Source organism: Pedobacter punctiformis (assembly GCF_027213715.1).
GTDB classification, from domain to species: domain Bacteria; phylum Bacteroidota; class Bacteroidia; order Sphingobacteriales; family Sphingobacteriaceae; genus Pedobacter; species Pedobacter punctiformis.
The window spans coordinates 289,993-310,309 of the sequence record NZ_JAPWGM010000005.1; the positions used below are offsets into that span (position 1 = coordinate 289,993).

Annotated in this window: 18 protein-coding genes; 11 read left to right on the plus strand and 7 right to left on the minus strand. The window is 36.9% G+C overall.

The genetic code is table 11. From position 1 onward, the window contains the following. Positions 1 to 216: 216 nt before the first annotated feature. Positions 217 to 663 (plus strand): KTSC domain-containing protein, encoded by a 447-nt coding sequence (locus O0955_RS15185; RefSeq protein ID WP_269428408.1) that lies wholly within the window; start codon positions 217 to 219, stop codon positions 661 to 663. A gap of 52 nt (positions 664 to 715) precedes the next feature. On the opposite strand, the gene O0955_RS15190 is transcribed toward O0955_RS15185, so the two are convergent. The 4 genes from O0955_RS15190 to O0955_RS15205 all read right to left on the minus strand — a co-directional run bounded on the left by O0955_RS15190 (position 716) and on the right by O0955_RS15205 (position 4,727). Then, the gene (locus O0955_RS15190; protein ID WP_269428409.1) at positions 716 to 1,435 is read right to left on the minus strand and encodes a phytanoyl-CoA dioxygenase family protein; all 720 of its coding nucleotides are present in this window, start codon (positions 1,433 to 1,435) and stop codon (positions 716 to 718) included. Then, positions 1,436 to 1,930 (minus strand): SRPBCC family protein, encoded by a 495-nt coding sequence (locus tag O0955_RS15195; protein ID WP_269428410.1) that lies wholly within the window; start codon positions 1,928 to 1,930, stop codon positions 1,436 to 1,438. A gap of 16 nt (positions 1,931 to 1,946) precedes the next feature. Continuing rightward, positions 1,947 to 3,065, minus strand: coding sequence for a lactonase family protein (locus tag O0955_RS15200; protein ID WP_269428411.1), 1,119 nt, complete (start codon positions 3,063 to 3,065; stop codon positions 1,947 to 1,949). 132 nt (positions 3,066 to 3,197) lie between these two features. Then, complete coding sequence (locus tag O0955_RS15205; protein ID WP_269428412.1) at positions 3,198 to 4,727, minus strand: pseudouridine synthase; 1,530 nt, start codon at positions 4,725 to 4,727, stop codon at positions 3,198 to 3,200. A gap of 263 nt (positions 4,728 to 4,990) precedes the next feature. On the opposite strand from O0955_RS15205, the gene O0955_RS15210 reads away from it, so the two are divergent. Together O0955_RS15210 and O0955_RS15215 are read left to right on the plus strand one after the other, a co-directional pair. Continuing rightward, on the plus strand, positions 4,991 to 5,761 hold the full coding sequence (locus O0955_RS15210) for a lytic transglycosylase domain-containing protein (RefSeq protein ID WP_269428413.1): 771 nt from the start codon (positions 4,991 to 4,993) through the stop codon (positions 5,759 to 5,761). Between the two features lie 99 nt (positions 5,762 to 5,860). Further along, positions 5,861 to 6,904 carry a 2Fe-2S iron-sulfur cluster-binding protein gene (locus O0955_RS15215; RefSeq protein ID WP_269428414.1) on the plus strand — a complete coding sequence of 348 codons (1,044 nt, stop codon included), beginning with the start codon at positions 5,861 to 5,863 and terminating at the stop codon, positions 6,902 to 6,904. A 114-nt stretch (positions 6,905 to 7,018) separates the two neighbouring features. Here the strand turns inward: O0955_RS15215 and O0955_RS15220 are convergent, their stop codons facing one another. Beyond that, positions 7,019 to 7,456 carry a VOC family protein gene (locus O0955_RS15220; RefSeq protein ID WP_269428415.1) on the minus strand — a complete coding sequence of 146 codons (438 nt, stop codon included), beginning with the start codon at positions 7,454 to 7,456 and terminating at the stop codon, positions 7,019 to 7,021. A 159-nt stretch (positions 7,457 to 7,615) separates the two neighbouring features. Continuing rightward, positions 7,616 to 7,819: a helix-hairpin-helix domain-containing protein gene (locus O0955_RS15225; protein WP_269428416.1), complete on the minus strand. Its 204-nt coding sequence runs from the start codon at positions 7,817 to 7,819 to the stop codon at positions 7,616 to 7,618. 197 nt (positions 7,820 to 8,016) lie between these two features. Here O0955_RS15225 and uvrA point away from each other — a divergent pair, with 197 nt between their 5' ends. From uvrA to O0955_RS15255, 6 genes are all read left to right on the plus strand, one after another. Continuing rightward, a complete protein-coding gene (gene uvrA, locus O0955_RS15230) occupies positions 8,017 to 10,860 on the plus strand; it encodes an excinuclease ABC subunit UvrA (RefSeq protein ID WP_269428417.1) in 2,844 nt (947 codons plus the stop codon). Positions 10,861 to 10,887: 27 nt separating this feature from the next. Continuing rightward, positions 10,888 to 11,655, plus strand: a complete 768-nt coding sequence (locus tag O0955_RS15235; protein WP_269428418.1) for a TatD family hydrolase — start codon at positions 10,888 to 10,890, stop codon at positions 11,653 to 11,655. Positions 11,656 to 11,901: 246 nt separating this feature from the next. After that, entirely contained in the window at positions 11,902 to 12,918 is a 1,017-nt protein-coding gene (locus O0955_RS15240) for an asparaginase (protein WP_269428419.1), read from the plus strand. A 145-nt stretch (positions 12,919 to 13,063) separates the two neighbouring features. Further along, positions 13,064 to 14,476: an MBL fold metallo-hydrolase gene (locus O0955_RS15245; protein WP_269428420.1), complete on the plus strand. Its 1,413-nt coding sequence runs from the start codon at positions 13,064 to 13,066 to the stop codon at positions 14,474 to 14,476. A 70-nt stretch (positions 14,477 to 14,546) separates the two neighbouring features. Then, positions 14,547 to 15,515, plus strand: coding sequence for a YpdA family putative bacillithiol disulfide reductase (locus O0955_RS15250; protein WP_269428421.1), 969 nt, complete (start codon positions 14,547 to 14,549; stop codon positions 15,513 to 15,515). Between the two features lie 186 nt (positions 15,516 to 15,701). After that, positions 15,702 to 17,003 (plus strand): esterase-like activity of phytase family protein, encoded by a 1,302-nt coding sequence (locus tag O0955_RS15255; protein WP_269428422.1) that lies wholly within the window; start codon positions 15,702 to 15,704, stop codon positions 17,001 to 17,003. Positions 17,004 to 17,084: 81 nt separating this feature from the next. On the opposite strand, the gene O0955_RS15260 is transcribed toward O0955_RS15255, so the two are convergent. Continuing rightward, on the minus strand, positions 17,085 to 18,077 hold the full coding sequence (locus O0955_RS15260) for an alpha/beta hydrolase (protein ID WP_269428423.1): 993 nt from the start codon (positions 18,075 to 18,077) through the stop codon (positions 17,085 to 17,087). Between the two features lie 155 nt (positions 18,078 to 18,232). Between O0955_RS15260 and O0955_RS15265 the strand changes: the two genes are divergently transcribed. Continuing rightward, a complete protein-coding gene (locus tag O0955_RS15265) occupies positions 18,233 to 19,204 on the plus strand; it encodes a polyprenyl synthetase family protein (RefSeq protein WP_269428424.1) in 972 nt (323 codons plus the stop codon). A gap of 2 nt (positions 19,205 to 19,206) precedes the next feature. Further along, a complete protein-coding gene (locus O0955_RS15270) occupies positions 19,207 to 20,262 on the plus strand; it encodes a TerC/Alx family metal homeostasis membrane protein (protein ID WP_269428425.1) in 1,056 nt (351 codons plus the stop codon). The last annotated feature ends 55 nt before the right edge of the window (positions 20,263 to 20,317 follow it).

Consider the following 20,317-nt stretch of genomic DNA (forward strand, 5'->3'; position numbering starts at 1 on the left):
ATCGGGTCTCACCGTAGAGACAAAACAGAAATATTATCGCGATTATGAAGTCATTTTTAAAGCAAAATGAATCTCAAACACATCTTTAAATATTGATACTCAGTAAATAGCAATTGAACTGAAGACCATGTTCATTTTTTCTGCGATATAAAAAATAAGTAAGCAAAACAAAACTTTCTCAAAATCAAATCATTATAAATCGTACCTTTGCGGCAAATGAAAAAAATAGTAGATTATAGAAAGCTTTTGAACGTAGATAAAACGGCTGAGCTTGCAGCGCTTAAGTCGGTTTACCGTACTTTGATGAAAGAATGCCATCCGGATAAATTTCAGGTAGAAGAAGAGAGATTGGAGGCAGAAGCCAGAAGTAAAGACATTATCGAAGCTTATCATTTCCTGGTTAGTATTGCGCCAGAAACCCGTGAGCAAAATATAGAATCATATACTCAAACCATTACAAATTCTAATATTTTAGATTTTGAATACAAACAATCTGTTTTGAATATTCAGTTTTTTGATGGAAGTGCTTATGAATATTTTGATGTACCAAGAGCGATTTATATTAAACTGGTAAATGCAGATTCACCTGGCCGTTTTGCACGCCGTCACATCTGCAGTTCTTTTCCATATCGTAATGTAGCTAAAGTAGCAGAACCTGCTTAATAAAAAATAACGGATAATAAAAAGGCTTATCATTTTGGTAAGCCTTTTTTGCTTAGTTAAATTCTAAATATTCAGACCAGTTCAACTGATCTGGTAAAACCTGGTTACTAAATTCTAAATGAATTACTCTTCTCTTTTTACTATTCGTTGTTCGGTTTGAACCGTGAAAAAGCAAGGGTTTCATAATCATTATCCCGCCCTTTCCCAGATTGCAGGATACTTCTTTCTCAACAGACCGGTCAATATTTTCAGACTTGTAAATACCTTTAAGATGAGAGCCGGGTATAACCTTTAAAGCTCCATTATCTTCATTTGTGTCATCGAGATGAATTCTGATCGTAAAATTCTTTTCAAGGATATTTACCGGAGGTTGTACAGCAAACTGATTATGTTTGTTGGTATAAGGGCCAAAGCCTTTAATTTCTATCTTCCTATCAACTGAAATCGTTAAATCCTGATGGTAGGCTACAAACCAGTTAGAAGTTTCAGGCTTATCAAAATAAATAGATTTTACAATAAAATAATCTTCTCCAAAAGAACTAGCGATAAGACTTCTTAAATTATTATTAAAAATCAGATCAATAGTTTCGGGAATTTCTTTTAAAAATTGCCTTATTGCAAATAAATCTCTCGATTTTCTAAAGGTTTCTTTGTCGGAATTTATTTTGTTAATAATATCAAGAATAAATCCAATCTCCTGATCGTTGTAAATGTGATCGACAATGGTAAAACCATCCTTGTTTAACTGTCCTAAATTAAAATCGGGATTCATTTAATTATTCAACATGGGTTTAAAACGGTTGTCTTTATTTCTTAAATCCAGGCCACCTTCGTAAACTGATTTTAAATTAACCAGGTAAAAAGACCAGCCATCGTGGCAACCCAGACGGATATTTCGTTTAGAAGAATCATCAACCGGAATGTTTTTCTGTGTAAGCTGTACAATGGTGTATTCAAATTCTTGCTTTAAGTTTATCTCCACCAGGCAATTTCCTGCAAAAGTAAATTGAACAAAGTTCTTTCCATTTGCTTCTGTAATGTTGCCAAATTCAGTATCCTCATATAAATGCCAGTTCCATTTATAACGGTCGCCTTTTAAAGCAGGCTGATCTTTGCTTAATACAACATTGTTTTCATCTAAAAATTCGGCGTGGCTTAAAAACCACTTTTCAATTTCAGTGGCTGTAGTCCATGCTTTGTAGATTTCATCAAGTTCGGCCTTAATGGCAATCTTTATTGTAAATCTGGTCCAATCGAAGTTTTCCATTGGTGTTTTATTTTAATTATTTACTAAAAAGCAAACAAACAGGGGCACCCACTTCAATACGTTTACCGCTGTCGGTTAATTTGCCCGAAATTTTATCCCGTTTAAAAATAACAACGTCATTTGTATACTGATGGGCAACCAATAAAAATTTACCACTTGCGTCAATACTAAAATTTCTTGGTCCTTTACCTAAAGTGCTGATGGTTTCAACAGGTCTTAATATTCCTGTCGGCAGAATCGCAAATACAGAAATTGAATTGGCATCGCCACGATTGGTTTCATAAAGAAATTTTCCATCTGCCGAGATATGAATGTCAGCACCATCAATTTTGCCGCTAAAATTCTTTTCGGTAGTACCAATTTCCTGAATTTTTTTCAGACTGCCATTTGAATAAACAAACCCGGTAATGCTGCCATTAAATTCGTGAGCCAGGTAAGCAAATTTTCCATTCGGACTAAAAGTAATGTGTCGCGGACCGGTACCAGCGTTAGTTTTTAAAACATTTTTGATGGTTAAAATTCTATCGTTACTTGTTGGATTATAGTTGTAAATGTAAATTTGATCTTCGCCTAAATCATTACATATTAGGTATTTATGGTCGGGTGTAAATTTCACCATGTGTACGTGTGCACTTTTCTGCCTGCCTTTAGGATCAATACTTTTTCCGGTATGTTGAATAATCTGCTTAGGATCTGTTAACGAACCATCTGCATTGCGGCCAAATACAACAAGGCTTCCGCCACTATAATTTGCGATAATTACATTTTGATTATCTGCAGTAATATAACAAGGGTCAGCGCCATGACTTTCTTGCTTATTGATAAAATTAAGCTTGCCATTTGCCGCATTAAAAGTAAAGGCACTAACCGCACTGGTATTGCCGGTTTCGTTTACAGCATAAACAAATTTTCCATTTGAACTTAAAGTCAGGTAACTTGGATTAGCAACCTCTTTTGTTATGTTTTTTAATTTAGTGTTTCCGGTTAAAGTGTTAAAACCATAAGTGTAAATGCCTTCGCTCTTACCAGAGTTGGTATAAGTGCCGATAATTAGGTTGTATGTAATTTGTTTTTGCTGGGCAAATGCAAAGATCGAAATGGTGATAAATAAGAATAAGGAGCTGATTTTTTTCATGGGTATATTATTGATATGAACAAATATGAGAAAAACTTAATGAACTACCATCAATATTGCATCATCCGGTACCCGTATCAAAAGCTTAACTACCGGATAACAAAAAAGGCAATCTTTCGATTGCCTTCTGTATTATTTGATTAAATGTTTGATCTGAATAAGCTCATGCTCCTCAAGATAACGCCATCTTCCTCTTGGTAAATCTTTCTTGGTTAAATTGCCATAAACTACACGGTCTAATTTTTCTACATTATAACCTAAATGTTCAAAAATACGACGTACAATACGGTTTTTGCCACTGTGAATCTGAATGCCAATTTCTTTTTTAGTGCCACCAGAAACGTAAGAAATATTGTCAGGTTTAATTAAACCATCTTCAAGTTCTAAACCGAAAGAAATTTTATTTAAATCGCCTTGTGATAAAGCTTTATCCAGCTCAACGTTATAGATTTTGGTAATTCCGTTTTTAGGGTGAGATAATTTATCTGCTAAATCACCATCATTTGTCATTAACAATAAGCCTGTTGTGTTGCGATCTAAGCGACCAACCGGGTAAATACGTTCACGACTTGCTTTATCAACCAATTGCATTACGGTACGGCGTTCCTGTGGATCGTCAGTGGTGGTAATGTAATCTTTAGGTTTGTTTAACAGTACATAAACTTTTTTCTCCCGTTTAAGCAATTCGCCATTGTAGCGCACCTGATCTTTTGCAGGATCAACTTTGTGTCCAAGTTCTGTAACTGCTTCGCCGTTTACGGTAATAATGCCTGCAGCAATTAATTCATCGGCCTTGCGACGTGAACAGATGCCTGCATTTGAAATATATCTGTTTAGGCGGATTAAGCCTTTGTCTTCATTTGTTTTACGGGCAGGGGCGATAACTGTTCTTTCCGGACGGTTAAATTCAGTATCTCTTGGTTGCGACTCTTCACGTTTTCTGAATGGTCTGCTGTCTGCACCCTCTCTTGGTTTTACATCTCTTGAACTTCCGGCACTTGGTTTGAAGCCGTCAGATTTTCCTTCCCATGGTTTAAAACCTCTTGAGCCGCTATCTTTGGATTTGAAATCCCTGTCACCGGTTTTCGGTTTAAAATCTCTCGAATCTCTATCCTTAGACTTGAAATCTCTGTCTCCTGTTCTTGGTTTGTAATCTCTTCCACCATCTTTCGATTTAAAGTCTCTATCTCCTGTTCTTGGTTTATAATCTCTTGATCCACCTTCTCTTGGTTTATAATCTCTTGATCCACCGTCTCTTGATTTAAAGTCACGATCTCCTGTTCTTGGTTTGTAATCTCTCGATCCGCCCTCTCTAGGTTTAAAATCACGGTCACTACCTCTCGAAGTAGAATCTTTTGATTTAAACTCACGATCGCCAAATTTGAATCCCTTTGATTCTCCATCTCTCGATTTGAAGTCACGGTCTCCTGTTCTTGGTTTGAAATCTTTTTTGTCTGCGAAAGATTTTGATTTGAAATCTTTACTTCCTGATGTTCTTGGGCGGGAACCCTCTCTTTGATCGGATGATTTTTTGAATTTACCGTCTCTGTCTTCAGAGCTACTTTTTTTTTCTGATCCGGCTGAATAACTTTTGCCTTCGCTTCTCCGGTTACCCGGTTTGGACTTGTCATCCCGACTGTTCCTGTTGTTTTTATTTATCATGATACGCTTTTAACCACATCAAAAATGCGGGCTGCAAATTTATGTAAAATTGATGAATAATACAATTTTGAGATGCGTAAAAATTTGATCCAAAAATAGTCTCTAAAATAGGAAAAATCGGGTGAAAATCAAAATTCAAAAGCTACGTTTAAAGTACTTTAGAGCTTGATTTTTGCAGATTTATCTGTAACTACTTGGTAATCTGACTATTATTTTTTAGCTTTGCCAACGTTTTTTATAAGTTCACCAAAAAAAGGAGGAAGATGTTAAAGAAACACATCGTACCATTTGTAATAGTGGCAGCATTATTTATTATGGCAAAAGTGTTCGCTTACCAAATGCCCTTAGCACAAAAAAGTCTTTTAAAAGAAGAAAAATTAAACACTACAATACCTACAACTGATAGCTTGAAAGAGGAACCTGTTTCCTTAATGGCTCAGTTAAATTTTGCTAAAGAAACCTTGCCCTTAGGCGATAAAAAGGTAGAAAGTAAAATGAAAAAAATCCTTGCAGCACACACCTATGGTAACCTGCAAACACACCGCTTACACAGAAAAGCGGCGGAATGGTTTCCGATAATTGAGCCTATTTTGGCCGCTTATGGAATTCCTAACGATTTTAAATACGTTGCATTGGTAGAATCCGGTATGCAAGCCGGTGTATCGCCCAAAGGTGCAGCAGGAATTTGGCAGTTTATGCCTGGTACTGCCCGCATGTATGGTTTAAAAGTAAATGGTAACGTTGATGAACGTTATAACTTGCGTAAATCTACAATTGCAGCATGCAAATACATTAAAGAAATGTATGGCGGTTTAGAAAGCTGGACATTGGTTGCTGCGGCATACAATGTTGGCGATGGTCGCTTACGCAAGCAAATCAATAATCAAAATCAGGATAATTATTATAAAATGAAACTGAACCGTGAAACGGGAGGCTACGTTTATAAATTAATTTCTATGAAACAGATTATGGAACACCCTGTACGTTACGGTTATGAAAAACCGAAACAATTATTGGCATATAACGCCGAATAATAAAATAAAAGACAAGCATTTGGTAAAGCGCTCCGGTTAACGGGGCGCTTTTTTTATGATTAATAATCTGCATTACGGATTTTTTTTATTTTTGATGAGATGTATAAGCTGAGAATCGATAAAATCATTAACCAACCGGGAGAAAATATAACTTTTCAATTAAAACCAGCCGAAACGGATTACCCTAAATACCTTGCCGGTCAGTTTATTTCATTGATTTTTGAAGGAAAACATAAAGAAATCAGGCGTTCGTATTCTTTTAATAGCTCGCCTGATGTTGATGAACCGCTATCAATTACGGTTAAAAGAGTTGAAAACGGAGAAATATCCAGGCTTTTACATCACAAAACGACTGTTGGAGATGTTCTTTTGGCTCAGGCGCCGCAGGGTATGTTCAGTTATTTACCTGATGACTTAGAAAAGGATGTTTTCTTATTTGCAGCAGGCGTGGGAATTACGCCGCTATTTTCCATTTTAAAAACAGCGCTGGTAACAGAACAAAAATCGTTGATTACCTTAGTGTATAGCAACAGATCTAAAGAAGATACCCTGTTTTTTGATGAACTTAACGAGTGGCAGCTTAAGTATCCTGAAAGACTAAAAATTATTTATGTTTTTAGTAACAGTAAAAACTTGTTAACGGCCAGATTAAATAAGTTTTATATTGAAAAGTTATTGAAAGCGCATTTAAAATTTGATCGGGATAATGCACTTTTTTACACCTGTGGACCAATTATTTATATGGATTTGTGCCGGATTACTTTGCTGGGCATGGGCTACGATATCAAACAGATTAAGCGGGAAACTTTTGTGCTGCCGGAAGATGAACAGGATGAAGATGACGGTTCAGCAGAAAAAACGGTAGACAAAAATACCTACACAGTTGTACTGGATTTTAAAGGAGAAATTTATCAGCTGGATATTCCGTGGCCAAAAAGGATTTTAGATGTGGCATTAGAGCATAAAATAAAATTACCTTACAGCTGTCACGCAGGTATGTGCAGTACTTGTGCTGCTACCTGTACAAAAGGAGGGGTAAGAATGGATTACAATGAGGTATTAACCGATGACGAGCTATCTAAAGGTCGTGTTTTGGTTTGTACCGGGCATCCCACTGAAAATGGTACAACTATAAAATGGTAGCCGGATGGGCTTTTGGGCTCTTGTCAGTCCGGTTTGAGCAAAGCCAGCTATAAAAATACTTGGCTTCGCCCAAACAAAAATGCAGACTGATTTTAATTTTTTTAATTCGGGAGACTATTTCTGAACTTCATCGAAATTGATCATCCAGTTAATACCGAATTTATCCGTGAACATTCCGAAATAAGCACCCCAGAAAGTTTTGTCCATCGGCATGGTTACATTTCCACCAGCAGATAAACCAGCAAAAAGCTTGTCCGCTTCTTCAGCACTTTCTGTGTTGATAGAGATAGAGAAGTTGTTGCCTATTACTGTGGCTTGTCCAAAAGCTTCAGAACTATCGCTGCCCATTAAAATGGTTTCTTTACTGATTGGAAGCGATACGTGCATGATTTTTTCGCCTTCTTCTGCTGATAGTGGAGCACAACCTTCAGCAGGCGGCATGTCTTTGTATTTTCCAAGGTATGGAAATTCACCGCCAAAAACGGATTTGTAAAATGCAAACGCATCTCCGCAATTACCCTGAAAGGTTAGGTAAGGATTAATAGTTGCCATAATTTTAATTATTTGTTTTGTTGTTTGTTTAAAAAATAGTGTTGTACTAAAATAACATAAAACGCAGATTCGAAAACAATAGGGGTATCTGTTAAGAATGAAGACAAAAATATAATAATTTTATAACTAGCCTAATTTAAAAATATTATTTCCGGACCGTTATTTTTTAAAAATTAGCTGGCGTAATGTCATTGCTTCTTTTATTAAAATCATAGCATTTTTCCCAATTCCATGCCATGATGCAACTTCAGCTTCGGTAAAGTTTTCAAAATCAGCAAGCGTTTGAATATTGGCCTCCTGAAGTGCTCTTTGTGCAGGTGCTGACAGCTTTAAGGCAATATAAAAAGTATCTGATTTATCCATAGTGCAATATTTTTATAAAAATACAAAACCCCGGTGGAGTACCTTGCGTTAAGTTAAAACATTACAAATGTAAATATGACAATTTTTCCTTAATTAGGATTGGTTTGGGCTTTCAAATTGATAAAATTTTTAGCAATTTTGCCGATTGGAGTTTGGTTTGTTTTTAAGGGCGAAATCCTCACACTTTTTTAATATATATGAGCAAAAAATCTATAGACCTTGGTGAGCAAAAAGATGTTGAAGTTTACGGTGCCAGGGTACATAATTTAAAAAACATTGATGTTAGTTTCCCCCGTAATCAACTGGTTGTTATAACTGGTTTAAGCGGTAGCGGGAAATCTTCGTTGGCATTTGATACCATTTATGCAGAAGGTCAGCGAAGATATATGGAAACTTTTAGTGCTTATAGCCGCCAGTTTATGGGCGGTATGGAACGCCCTGATGTAGATAAAGTTTCGGGTTTAAGCCCCGTTATTGCCATTGAACAGAAAACAACCAGTAAAAACCCACGCTCAACAGTAGGTACCATTACCGAAATTTACGATTTTATGCGTTTGCTTTATGCACGTGTTGCCGATGCTTACTCGTACAATACGGGAGAGAAGATGGAACGCATGAGTGAGGATCAGATTCTGCAAAATATCTTTAATAAATTTAATGGCGTTGCGGTAAATATCCTGGCGCCGGTTGTTAAAGGTAGAAAAGGACATTATCGCGAACTTTTTGAACAGATCCGTAAACAGGGTTATGTTAAAGTGCGTGTAGATGGCGAAATTAAAGACATTACTGCAAAAATGCAGGTCGACCGGTATAAGATTCACGATATTGAAGTTGTGATCGACCGCCTCATTATAGATGAAAAAGATAAAAAACGCCTTTTAGATTCGTTGCAAATAGCAATGAAAATGGGTAAGGGTGTAATTAAGATCAGTGATAAGGATAATAACGTAGCCCATTTTAGCAAGTTCTTAATGTGCCCAACTACAGGTATATCTTATGATGAGCCACAACCAAATAGTTTTTCGTTTAACTCGCCCTATGGTGCCTGCGAACGTTGTGATGGGTTAGGCTATATTTTCGTTGTAGATAAGGAATCGGTTATCCCCAATCCAAAGTTGAGTATTTTAAATGGTGGTCTGGCTCCACTTGGCGAATACCGCGACACCTGGATGTTTCAGGTGTTAAAGGCACTGGCAAAAAAATACAATTTCTCTTTATCTACGCCAATTGAAAAATTAGGTGATGAAGTGATTCATATTATTTTAAATGGTTCCAATGATTTAATCAACGTAGCCGTTGAGTACAATAAATGGAACGTTCAGAATTACAACATTACGTTTGACGGCATTATTAAAATGCTTGAAGAACAGAATGAAAAAAGAGGAGAGGGAGCGGTTGATGACATGGAATCTTTCCGTAAGTTAAAAACCTGCCCCGAGTGTAATGGTGCAAGGTTAAAAAAAGAGAGTTTACATTTTAAGGTTGACGGTATGAATATTTTCGACCTGGCTTCTATGGATGTAAATAATTTAAGAAGCTGGTTCGAAGATGTGGATCAGCGTCTAAGTGATCGCCAGAACGTTATTGCCAAAGAAATTTTAAAAGAAATAAAAGCCCGTATCGGTTTCTTGACCGATGTGGGTTTAACCTATTTAACACTGGATCGAACGGCAAGAACATTATCGGGAGGTGAAGCACAACGTATTCGTTTAGCTACTCAAATCGGTTCTCAGTTAATGAATGTGATGTATATTTTGGATGAGCCGAGTATCGGTTTACACCAAAGAGATAATGAACGTTTAATTAATGCATTAAAAAATCTTCGCGATTTGGGTAATACCGTTTTGGTGGTAGAGCACGATAAGGATATGATTTTAGAGGCCGACTGGGTTATTGATATTGGCCCTGGTGCCGGTATTCATGGCGGAACAGTTGTAGCAGAAGGTACGGCAAAAGACATTCTTAAATCGAATACTTTAACTGCTGCCTATCTTAACGGGAAAAAGAAAATTGAAACGCCTAAAACCAGAAGAAAAGGTAACGGGCACAAATTATCCATTATTAAAGCCACCGGTCATAATTTAAAAGAGGTTTCAGTTGATTTTCCTTTAGGTAAATTTATTGCCGTTACCGGAGTTTCGGGTAGTGGTAAATCCAGTTTAATTACCGAAACTTTATATCCAATTTTAAATCATCATTTTTTCAGGGCAAAGAAACAACCACTTCCTTACGAAAAAATAAGTGGGTTAAAAGAAATTGACAAGGTAATTGAAATTGATCAGGCACCTATTGGGCGTACACCACGTTCAAATCCTTCAACGTACACAGGTGTTTTTTCTGACATCAGAAACTTGTTTGTGCAGTTACCAGAGGCCAAAATCAGGGGTTACAAACCGGGTCGTTTCTCTTTCAATGTAAAGGGTGGGCGTTGCGAAACTTGCCAGGGCGCAGGTTTAAAAGTTATTGAAATGAATTTCCTGCCGGATGTACAGGTTCCTTGCGAAGAATGTGGAGGAAAAAGATATAACCGGGAAACACTGGAAGTTCGTTTCCGGGGAAAATCCATCAGTGATGTTTTGGATATGAGTATTGAGGATGCCTGTGCATTTTTTGAAAACATTCCGATTATCTACAGAAAGATTAAAACGTTAAAAGATGTTGGTTTAGGTTACATTACGTTAGGTCAGTCATCGGTTACTTTATCCGGTGGCGAAGCACAACGCGTAAAACTAGCCACCGAGTTATCTAAAAAAGATACCGGAAAAACATTTTATATTCTGGATGAGCCGACAACCGGTTTGCACTTTGAAGATATTAATGTATTGCTAGGTGTATTAAACGAACTTGTTGATAAAGGCAATACCATTTTGGTTATTGAGCATAATTTAGATGTGGTTAAAGTGGCCGATTGGGTAATTGATCTTGGAGAAGAAGGCGGTGCAGGCGGCGGAAGAATTTTATTTGAAGGTACACCTGAAGGATTAATTCAAAATCCAATTAGCTTAACCGGAAAATTTTTGAAAAAGGAAATGGAGAGCTAAAATTCTGTTTCCACATTACATTTTACCATGATTTTTACCGATACACATACCCACCTATATTACGAGCAGGATGTTGAAAAACAAGCTCAATTAATGGAGCGTTGTTTTGAAAACGATGTTAACCGTTTGTTTTTACCTAATGTTGATGTGGCTTCTATTGCAATGATCAATGATTTGGTTCGTAAATATCCTGAAAACTGCTTTGCAATGGCCGGCCTTCACCCTTGTGATGTTAAAGAAGATTACACAACACAGCTTGATGAGATTTATAAAAGCATTGATGGACGTAATATCTATGCTATAGGTGAAATAGGGATTGATTTATATTGGGATAAAACTACATTGGCTATTCAGCAGGATGCTTTTCGCAAGCAAATTAACTGGGCTAAAGAACTGAGTTTGCCAATTGTGATTCACTGCAGAGAAGCTTTTGATGAAGTTTTTGAATTACTGGAAAGCGAGCGTGATGAAAAATTAAGGGGTATTTTTCATTGTTTTACCGGTAACCTTGCACAAGCTAAACAAGCCATTGATTTAAATTTTTATTTGGGCATTGGTGGCGTGGTTACTTACAAAAAGGCAGGTTTAGATCTTGTGCTCGCCGATATACCCCTACAAAATCTGGTTTTAGAAACCGATTCGCCTTATCTGGCTCCGGTTCCATTCCGTGGCAAACCAAACGAAAGCAGCTATTTGATTTATGTAGCCCAAAAACTTGCTGATATTTATGGGGTTTCGATTGATGAAATTGCCAATATAACAACAGAGAATTCGAAGAAAATTTTTGGAGTTTAGCTTTTGGATGAATGGATTTTCAGGGTTTTCAATTGCTTAGGGGAAAGCCAAAAAATAACTTTTATTGATATATTGAAAATTTGAATGGCTAAAAATCTGGTATTTCGACTAATTGCCCTTAATTTTTTGCCAATTTGATAAAATTCAATAAAAAATATTTGATTTTATCACCTCTTTCCGATCAATATAGCCTGTAATTAAATTTCTTTTGCGTTCTTTTGTGGCAGAGCAATTACCCTAAACCAAATGACCAAAATCTTAATTATTTATACCGGTGGCACAATTGGTATGGTTAACGATCCTGTTAATGGAACGTTAGTGCCTTTTAATTTCGAACAGATCAAAGAAAATGTTCCTGAACTTAAACGGCTGGATTATCATTTGGATGTGCATTCCTTTAATCCCGTTCTCGATTCATCAAACATGGACCCAGAGATTTGGAAAACAATTGCCCAGCTGATTTACGATCAATACAATCATTATGAAGGTTTTGTAATCCTTCATGGCTCGGATACGATGGCATTTACAGCATCTGCGCTAAGTTTTATGCTGGAAAATTTGAATAAACCAGTTGTTTTAACCGGTTCTCAATTACCAATTGGTGAGATTAGAACCGATGCCAAAGAAAATTTAATTACCGCACTGGAAATTGCGGCCATGAAAAAGGGAGGGAAATCTTTTGTTCCTGAGGTTTGCATTTACTTCGATTCGCAGCTATTTAGAGGAAACAGATCAATTAAATACAATTCGGAAAAATTTGAAGCTTTCCGTTCTCCAAACTATCCGATTCTTGCAGAAGCGGGTGTGCATTTAGAATTTCATAAAAACTTTGTGCTTAAAAATTCCGGAGAAGATCTTAAATTAAATACCAGTTTCAATTCCAATATCGGAGTTTTGAAATTATATCCGGGCATTACGCCGCAAGCAGTAAAAGCAATTACCCATTCAGAAGTGGATGCAATTGTTTTGGAAACCTTCGGTTCTGGCAATACTACAACTGCCGGATGGTTTATAGATTGCCTGCAACATGCCATAAACAATGGCAAAATTATCGTTGACATTTCTCAGTGTAAAAAAGGATCTGTACAGCTTGGACGTTACGAAACCAGTAAAAAATTACAGCAAATGGGTATTTTAAGTGGCTACGATATGACTTTTGAGGCTACAGTAACCAAGCTCATGTTTGTAATGGGCTTGAATTTATCAAACGAAGAAAGCTGTAAATTAATGGAGCAATCGCTGCGTGGCGAATTAACACATTAAGTAAAACTTCTGCAATTATGACGAAAGTCATTCCGGTTGTAAGTATTTAGCCTTATTTTTGCTATAGAAGGTTCGTCGTGCTGAATTCATCCCGGCATCAATATTAGGCGCTGAAATAAATTCAGGGTGACGATAGATAGAAAACATGAAGATAGAACAAATTTATACCGGTTGTTTGGCAGAGGCCGCATATTATATAGAAAGTAATGGAGAGGCGGCAATTATAGATCCGCTTAGAGAAGTTGCGACGTATTTAAAGAAGGCCGAAAAAGCTAATGCAACGATTAAATATATTTTTGAAACACATTTTCATGCAGATTTCGTTTCCGGTCATGTTGATCTGGCTGAAAAATCGGGTGCAGAAATTATCTATGGTCCAACTGCAAAAACTGCCTTTAAATCATACATTGCTAAAGATGGCGAACAGTTTAAGGTTGGTGATTTAACAATTACCGCTCTTCATACACCCGGGCATACGCTAGAATCGACTACCTATTTATTAACAGATGAAAACGGTAAAGATCACTGTATTTTTAGTGGGGATACCCTTTTTATTGGAGACGTTGGTCGCCCGGATTTAGCCCAAAAAGGCAATTTAACGATGGAAGATTTGGCAGCGATGCTTTACGATTCATTAAATGAAAAGATTAAACCTTTGGCTGATGATGTGATTGTTTACCCGGCGCATGGCGCAGGATCTGCTTGTGGTAAAAGCATGAGTAAAGAAACCTTTGATACTTTAGGCCATCAAAAGAAAGTTAATTATGCCTTAAAAGCAACAACCAAAACACAATTTATAGAAGAAGTAACGGATGGAATATTACCTCCGCCACAATATTTTGCTAAAAACGCGGCCATTAATAAAGGTGGTGTAGAAAGTATTGATGATGTTTTTGAAAAAGGATTGAATGCTTTATCTCCTAAGCAATTTGAAGATACTGCAAATCAAACCGGAGCCATTATGCTGGATACCCGCGATCCGCAGGTTTTTGCAAAAGGTTTTATTCCTAATTCCATTAATATTGGTTTAAACGGACAGTTTGCACCATGGGTTGGTGCTTTAATTACCGATTTGCAACAGCCAATTTTGTTAATTACGGATGAAGGAAAAGAGCAGGAAACCATTACCCGCCTAACCCGTGTAGGTTATGATAGTACCATTGGTTATTTAGAAGGCGGCTTTCAAAAATGGATTTCAGCAAATAAAGAAATTGATACAATTGAATCTATTTCTGCTGAGGTTTTTGAAGAGGTAGCCAATAATGGCGAAATTACTGCGCTTGATGTTCGCAAACCGGGAGAATACGAATCCGAGCATTTGGAATTTACGTTAAGCCGTCCTTTGGATTATATTAACGACTGGACCAATGAAATTAACCCTAAATCTACTTATTACATTCATTGCGCAGGCGGTTACCGTTCTATGATTGCGGCTTCGATTTTAAAATCGCGTGGCGTAGAAAATGTAATTGATGTAGCCGGTGGTTATGGTGCAATTAAAAATACAGGTTTAAAAAGAACCGATTTTGCTTGCCCAAGCAAAGCCATGAAAGTATAAATTTATTATTCAAAGCACTTTAGCTATTGCCGTGGTCTCTGAAATGCCTAAGGCGGTAAAAAATTATAGAATGCCTGAAAATCAAAATCATTACGACATACTTATAATAGGTGCCGGCCCGATAGGAATGGCCTGTGCCATAGAAGCTCAACGAGCCAGTTTAAGTTATGTAATTGTAGAAAAAGGTGCTTTGGTTAACAGCTTATATAATTATCCGGTGTTTATGACCTTCTTTTCTACTTCTCAAAAGTTAGAGATTGGAGGCGTTCCGTTTGTAACGATTAGTCCGAAACCCAACCGCAATGAAGCTGTAGAATATTATCGTAGGGTTGCAGAGAAATTTAATTTAAATATTAATTTATTCGAAAGGGTAAATCAGGTTGTTAAAAATGATGCTGACATTTTTGAAGTAACGACTTCTAAAACAAATTATACGGCAAACCATGTAATTGTTTCTACAGGTTTTTATGATGTTCCCTTACTGATGAATGTACCTGGTGAGAATTTACCAAAGGTAACACACTATTATAAAGATCCTCATCTGTACGCTTTTCAAAATGTAGTGGTGGTTGGTGCAAATAATTCTGGAGTCGATGCGGCTTTGGAAACCTATCGTAAAGGCGCAAAGGTAACCATGATTGTTAGAAGTGCTGAACTTGGCCCTCATGTAAAATACTGGGTGCGTCCTGACATTGAAAACAGGATAAAGGAAGGAGAAATTTCAGCACACTTCAATTCTGAACTGGTTGAGATTAGAGCAGATGAAGTAGATATTAAGACTGCAGAAGGAATAAAAACAATTAAAAATGATTTTGTTATCGCAATGACTGGTTACCAGCCTGATTTTTCGATGCTGAGAAAGTTTGGCATTGATTTACCCCAGAGCCTTTGTCCTGTTTACAACGAAGAAACCATGGAAACCAATGTTAAAGGCCTGTATCTTGCAGGAGTTGTTTGTGGTGGAATGGATACGCATAAGTTATTTATAGAAAACTCCAGGGTTCACGCGGAGATGATTATAAACCATATTGTTCAATAGAAAATTCATATTTTCGATTTCAGCTTTAGCAGACATTTTAAAATTTAGAATGTAAATGTAAAGCCTGCTCAGTTAATCATTAATTTAACAAAGAATTAATGTTTTTCGGCCTAAACTTTAACCGTCTGATAATATAGCCTGGATAATTTTGTTGCGATTCAGATTAAACAAACTAATTATCCATTAATGAAAAGAAATTTATTATTCGGCTTACTGTCGGCGCTGGCCATCATAAGCTCATGCAAAAAAAAGGACTCAGATGAAACCATTGCTAAGCCCTTCACTTATCCTGCAATGGCGGAAGCATCAGATCCTAAAATTTTACTGGAAGCTTCAAATGGAGTAAAAGTTTATAACGGAGGTTTTGGTTCTGCAGTTGTTGCTGATCCTTCATCGCCAGATGTATTTTACATGTTAACAGATCGGGGCCCTAATGCAGATGGAACTATCAAAGATGTAAAAGTATTTGGAATACCAGATTTTACCCCTCAAATTGGTAAATTTCGCTTAAAAGACGGTAAGCTTATTTTAGAGCAAACCATCGAGTTGAAAACTGCTGCGGGTATAAAACTTAATGGTTTGCCAAATCCAACAGGTTCAGGTTCTACTGGTGAAACAGCTGTGGATTTAACTGGAAAAACATTAACGCCAAGCATTGATGGTTTAGATCCGGAAGGAATGGTCAGATTAAGTGATGGCAGTTTTTGGTTAAGTGATGAGTATGGACCACATTTACTACATGTTGATGCAACAGGAAGAACCTTGGAAAGAGTTAATCCTTTTGGTAATGGAACAGGAGGAAGAAGCATTCCGGCTGTATTTGCCAAAAGAAAGGCAAACAGAGGTATGGAAGGTTTAGCCATTACGCCTGATGGAAAAACTTTAGTCGGAATTATGCAATCGCCCATGTTAAACCCTACAAAATCCGCTGCAGATGGTTCAGTAGTGTTGAGGATTTTAACTTTCGAAATTGCAACAGGGGCTACGAAACAATATGTATATCTGATGGATAATGCTTCTTTAACTGGGGTTAGCGAAATTGTTGCTGTAAACGCGACAACATTTTTAACCATAGAGAGAGATGGTGATTATGGAGGCGCACCAACAACACCGGCAACCTTTAAAAAGATATTTAAAATCAATTTATCCGGTGCTACCGATGTGTCTGATGCTTCAAACGCTGCAACCGGAAAACTTTATAATGGTAAAACGGTAGAGGAACTGAAAGATCTTTCCGGCTTAACCACCGCAGGAATTGTTCCCGTATCTAAATCTCTTGTTTTAGATTTACTGAAAGATTTACCTGCAGTATATCCGCACGATAAGGCGGAAGGTTTAGCCCTAATTAATGGCAATACCTTAGTCATCTCTAACGATGACGACTTTGGCGTAGTACCAGGTGCGAATGGTTCTTTTGCACAAAAAATGCTGCCATTAAACAACACGATAGACCGCAACAGACTTTATTTTGTGAATATAAAATTATAAAAGCATCCAGTTTTAAAATAAAAACCTCCACTCAATTAATGAGTGGAGGTTTTTTATTAGTATATTTTTAAATATATGGTTTTATTGAACTGGTATTTTTAACTGGTTTACAACAAAACCTTCAATAGCTTTTTCAACAGCAGGCAGGTCTTTAGAAGTAATATAAGAACCCAATACATGGTTACCTCCATTTGGAATAGCAATCTTTTGTTTCAAATCACCGGGCGTTCCCAATTGATCAAACATTTTAAGCATGGCATCCACCCGTACAACAGGATCCTGTTCCAATTCATTTTTATAATAATAGGCCATTAAAACAGGTTGTTTAACCTGCTCAAAAACAGGCTTGGTCATGGTTGTTTCTACCAGCTCTTCGAGCTCTACAACAGATTCTAACCGATAATTTGTATACCAGTATTTTTTATACTCTTCTGTTTTACCTTCCGCTTTACGCTCATCACTTCCGGTTACTCTTCTGGCAATTTGTAAGCCCCATGGATCATTCAATAACCATGCATTTTTATCATTAATGGCTACGTTAGGGGAAATTAAAATTAAGCTGTTAATTTCAGGGAAAGTTGCAGCTAGTTTAATCGCAATAGTTCCGCCGGTAGAAGTGCCAATTACAATTACTTTTTTACCCAGTTTTTGTCCGATTGCGTAAGCCTGTTTACTGGTTTCCCAAAGCCGGTCGGCAGTAAAATATTGCATGGGTGCAATGGTATCCACACCATGGTCTGCAAGACGGGCCAGATACAAATTAGCTTTTAGTTTTTTTGCCAGGTTTAAGTGTACAGGATTTCCTTCAGTTTTTGAGGCAGAAAAACCATGGAGGTACACAATTGCATATTCCGTTTGCTGATGTGCAGCATCTGCCCAAACAATTTCGGCCTCATTCCCAGGTTTAATTTTATGTTCACTTTCTATTGATTTAACATAATGTTCTAAATCTTTAAGTTCAGGAACCTTAACAGGTGTTTCGCTATAAATTGGTTTTTTAGGTTTTGGCCCTGCAAAATAAGTTCCTAAAATTAATACAGAAAGGCCAAGGAGAATTTTATAGCGTTTTTTCATTTAGAAAAGATTATGTTTTTGAAGCTTTGAAGTACGATCAGGAATTTTTTATACCACAATTATAATTTCATTAAGCTTTTATCGCATTGTTTTCATTAAATGTAAACTTTTATGGGAAATTAACCTAAGTTTGCAATCAAAATTTTTTCCATTTAATGCCGGGAATAGATCAAATAAAAACACCCATTGCAGCCGATATTAAAGCGTTTGAAAAAACCTTTAAAGAATCTATGCACAGCGATGCACCATTGCTGGATAGGATAACCCATTATATTGTTAAGCAAAAAGGTAAACAAATGCGACCAATGTTCGTGTTTTTTGCTGCAAAACTATGCGGTGGGATTACCGAATCTACGCATCGCGGAGCAGCACTGGTAGAGCTTTTGCATACAGCCACACTGGTACACGATGATGTGGTGGACAACGCCTACGAGCGTCGTGGTTTCTTCTCTATAAATGCATTATGGAAAAATAAAATCGCCGTTTTGGTAGGAGATTACCTTTTGGCAAAAGGTTTATTGCTTTCTGTAAACAATAATGAACATCGTTTGTTACAGATTGTATCAGAAGCGGTAAAGCAAATGAGTGAGGGTGAGCTGCTTCAGGTAGAAAAGGTGCGGAGGATGGATATTTCTGAAGAATTATACTTTGATGTAATCCGGCAGAAAACGGCCTCTTTAATTGCATCCTGTTGTGCTGCGGGTGCTGCATCGTCAGGTGCTGATGATGCCACAATTGAGAAAATGCGCCTGTTTGGCGAAAAAGTTGGTATTGCTTTTCAAATCAAAGATGATACCTTCGATTTTGGAACCGATGATGTGGGAAAACCACTGGGTATAGATATTAAGGAAAAGAAAGTAACATTACCCTTAATCTATGCTCTAAATAAAGCAGAAAAGGCAGAACGGAAAAAGATGATTAATTTGGTGAAGAATCACCAGGATGATCCTGTTAAAATACAAACGATTATTGATTTTGTAAATGAGAAGGAAGGGGTTTATTACGCCAACCAAAAAATGCTGGAATATCAGCAGGAAGCATTCGATATTTTACATCAATTTGAGGCCGGAGAAGCAAGAACAGGTTTAGAACAACTTGTACTATATACTACAGAACGTAAAAAATAATAATGAGCAACGAATTAATTTTCAGCATAGGTTTCCTTTTATTTATTGTATTAATTCTTGCCCTTGATTTAGGCCTGTTTAGCAGGAGAGAACATGTAGTAAGTTTAAAACAAGCAGGCATTATGAGCTTAATAATGGTTGTCCTGGCTTTGGGTTTCTACTATCTGTTGCTTACTGAAGGGCATCAGCTCCATGGAATAAGGGATTTTGCACATCTCAAAGAAATCGTCATTAAACATCAGCACCATATAAAACTGATTCCTGATGACTTTGACCAAAGTTTAGCGGTATATAAACAAAACCTTGGACTTGAATTTTTAACAGGTTATGTAATTGAATATGCCCTTTCAGTTGATAATATTTTCGTAATTGTATTGATTTTTTCTGCCTTTGCGGTTGAAGAAAAATACTACCACCGCGTACTGTTCTGGGGTATTTTGGGTGCAATCATCATGCGCTTTATCTTCATCTTTGTTGGCGCAGCATTAATCACCAAATTTGCATGGATACTGTACGTCTTTGGCGCATTCCTGGTATTTACCGGAGTTAAAATGTTTTTCAGTAAAGAAGAAGATGAAAAAATAGATACCGAAAAACATCCGGTGGTCAGATGGGCCTCGAAAATCTTTGCCATTCACCCTAAATATGAAGGCAAAAATTTCTTTGTAAGAATTAACCATAAAAGAATGGTTACCCCGCTGTTTTTAGTGTTGTTAATTGTAGAGTTTACCGATTTATTATTTGCTGTAGATTCTATTCCGGCTATTTTTGCCGTAACCAAAGATCCATATATCGTATTCTTTTCTAATATTTTTGCCATCATGGGTTTACGGTCTATGTTCTTCCTGCTGGTTAATATTATTCATAAATTCCACTATCTAAAAACCGGTTTGGCGGTATTATTGAGTTTTATTGGTGTAAAAATGCTGGGTCATACCTATCTGGAGAAGTGGGGTTTTACTACCGAACATTCTTTGATCATCATTTTAGCCATATTGGTTATTAGTATTGTGGCCTCATTAATCTTCCCAAAAAAGAAACCTAAACACACAGTGTAGATCCTTCGGTCCTCAGGATGACATTTTTTGTAGAGCCCCAAAAGCAAAATAACCG

Coding starts and splice junctions, on each gene's coding strand:
- O0955_RS15185 (WP_269428408.1), top strand. CDS start 217: ATGAAAAAAATAGTAGATTATAGAAAGCTTTTGAACGTAGATAAAACG.
- O0955_RS15190 (WP_269428409.1), bottom strand. CDS start 1,435: ATGAATCCCGATTTTAATTTAGGACAGTTAAACAAGGATGGTTTTACC.
- O0955_RS15195 (WP_269428410.1), bottom strand. CDS start 1,930: ATGGAAAACTTCGATTGGACCAGATTTACAATAAAGATTGCCATTAAG.
- O0955_RS15200 (WP_269428411.1), bottom strand. CDS start 3,065: ATGAAAAAAATCAGCTCCTTATTCTTATTTATCACCATTTCGATCTTT.
- O0955_RS15205 (WP_269428412.1), bottom strand. CDS start 4,727: ATGATAAATAAAAACAACAGGAACAGTCGGGATGACAAGTCCAAACCG.
- O0955_RS15210 (WP_269428413.1), top strand. CDS start 4,991: ATGTTAAAGAAACACATCGTACCATTTGTAATAGTGGCAGCATTATTT.
- O0955_RS15215 (WP_269428414.1), top strand. CDS start 5,861: ATGTATAAGCTGAGAATCGATAAAATCATTAACCAACCGGGAGAAAAT.
- O0955_RS15220 (WP_269428415.1), bottom strand. CDS start 7,456: ATGGCAACTATTAATCCTTACCTAACCTTTCAGGGTAATTGCGGAGAT.
- O0955_RS15225 (WP_269428416.1), bottom strand. CDS start 7,819: ATGGATAAATCAGATACTTTTTATATTGCCTTAAAGCTGTCAGCACCT.
- uvrA (WP_269428417.1), top strand. CDS start 8,017: ATGAGCAAAAAATCTATAGACCTTGGTGAGCAAAAAGATGTTGAAGTT.
- O0955_RS15235 (WP_269428418.1), top strand. CDS start 10,888: ATGATTTTTACCGATACACATACCCACCTATATTACGAGCAGGATGTT.
- O0955_RS15240 (WP_269428419.1), top strand. CDS start 11,902: ATGACCAAAATCTTAATTATTTATACCGGTGGCACAATTGGTATGGTT.
- O0955_RS15245 (WP_269428420.1), top strand. CDS start 13,064: ATGAAGATAGAACAAATTTATACCGGTTGTTTGGCAGAGGCCGCATAT.
- O0955_RS15250 (WP_269428421.1), top strand. CDS start 14,547: ATGCCTGAAAATCAAAATCATTACGACATACTTATAATAGGTGCCGGC.
- O0955_RS15255 (WP_269428422.1), top strand. CDS start 15,702: ATGAAAAGAAATTTATTATTCGGCTTACTGTCGGCGCTGGCCATCATA.
- O0955_RS15260 (WP_269428423.1), bottom strand. CDS start 18,077: ATGAAAAAACGCTATAAAATTCTCCTTGGCCTTTCTGTATTAATTTTA.
- O0955_RS15265 (WP_269428424.1), top strand. CDS start 18,233: ATGCCGGGAATAGATCAAATAAAAACACCCATTGCAGCCGATATTAAA.
- O0955_RS15270 (WP_269428425.1), top strand. CDS start 19,207: ATGAGCAACGAATTAATTTTCAGCATAGGTTTCCTTTTATTTATTGTA.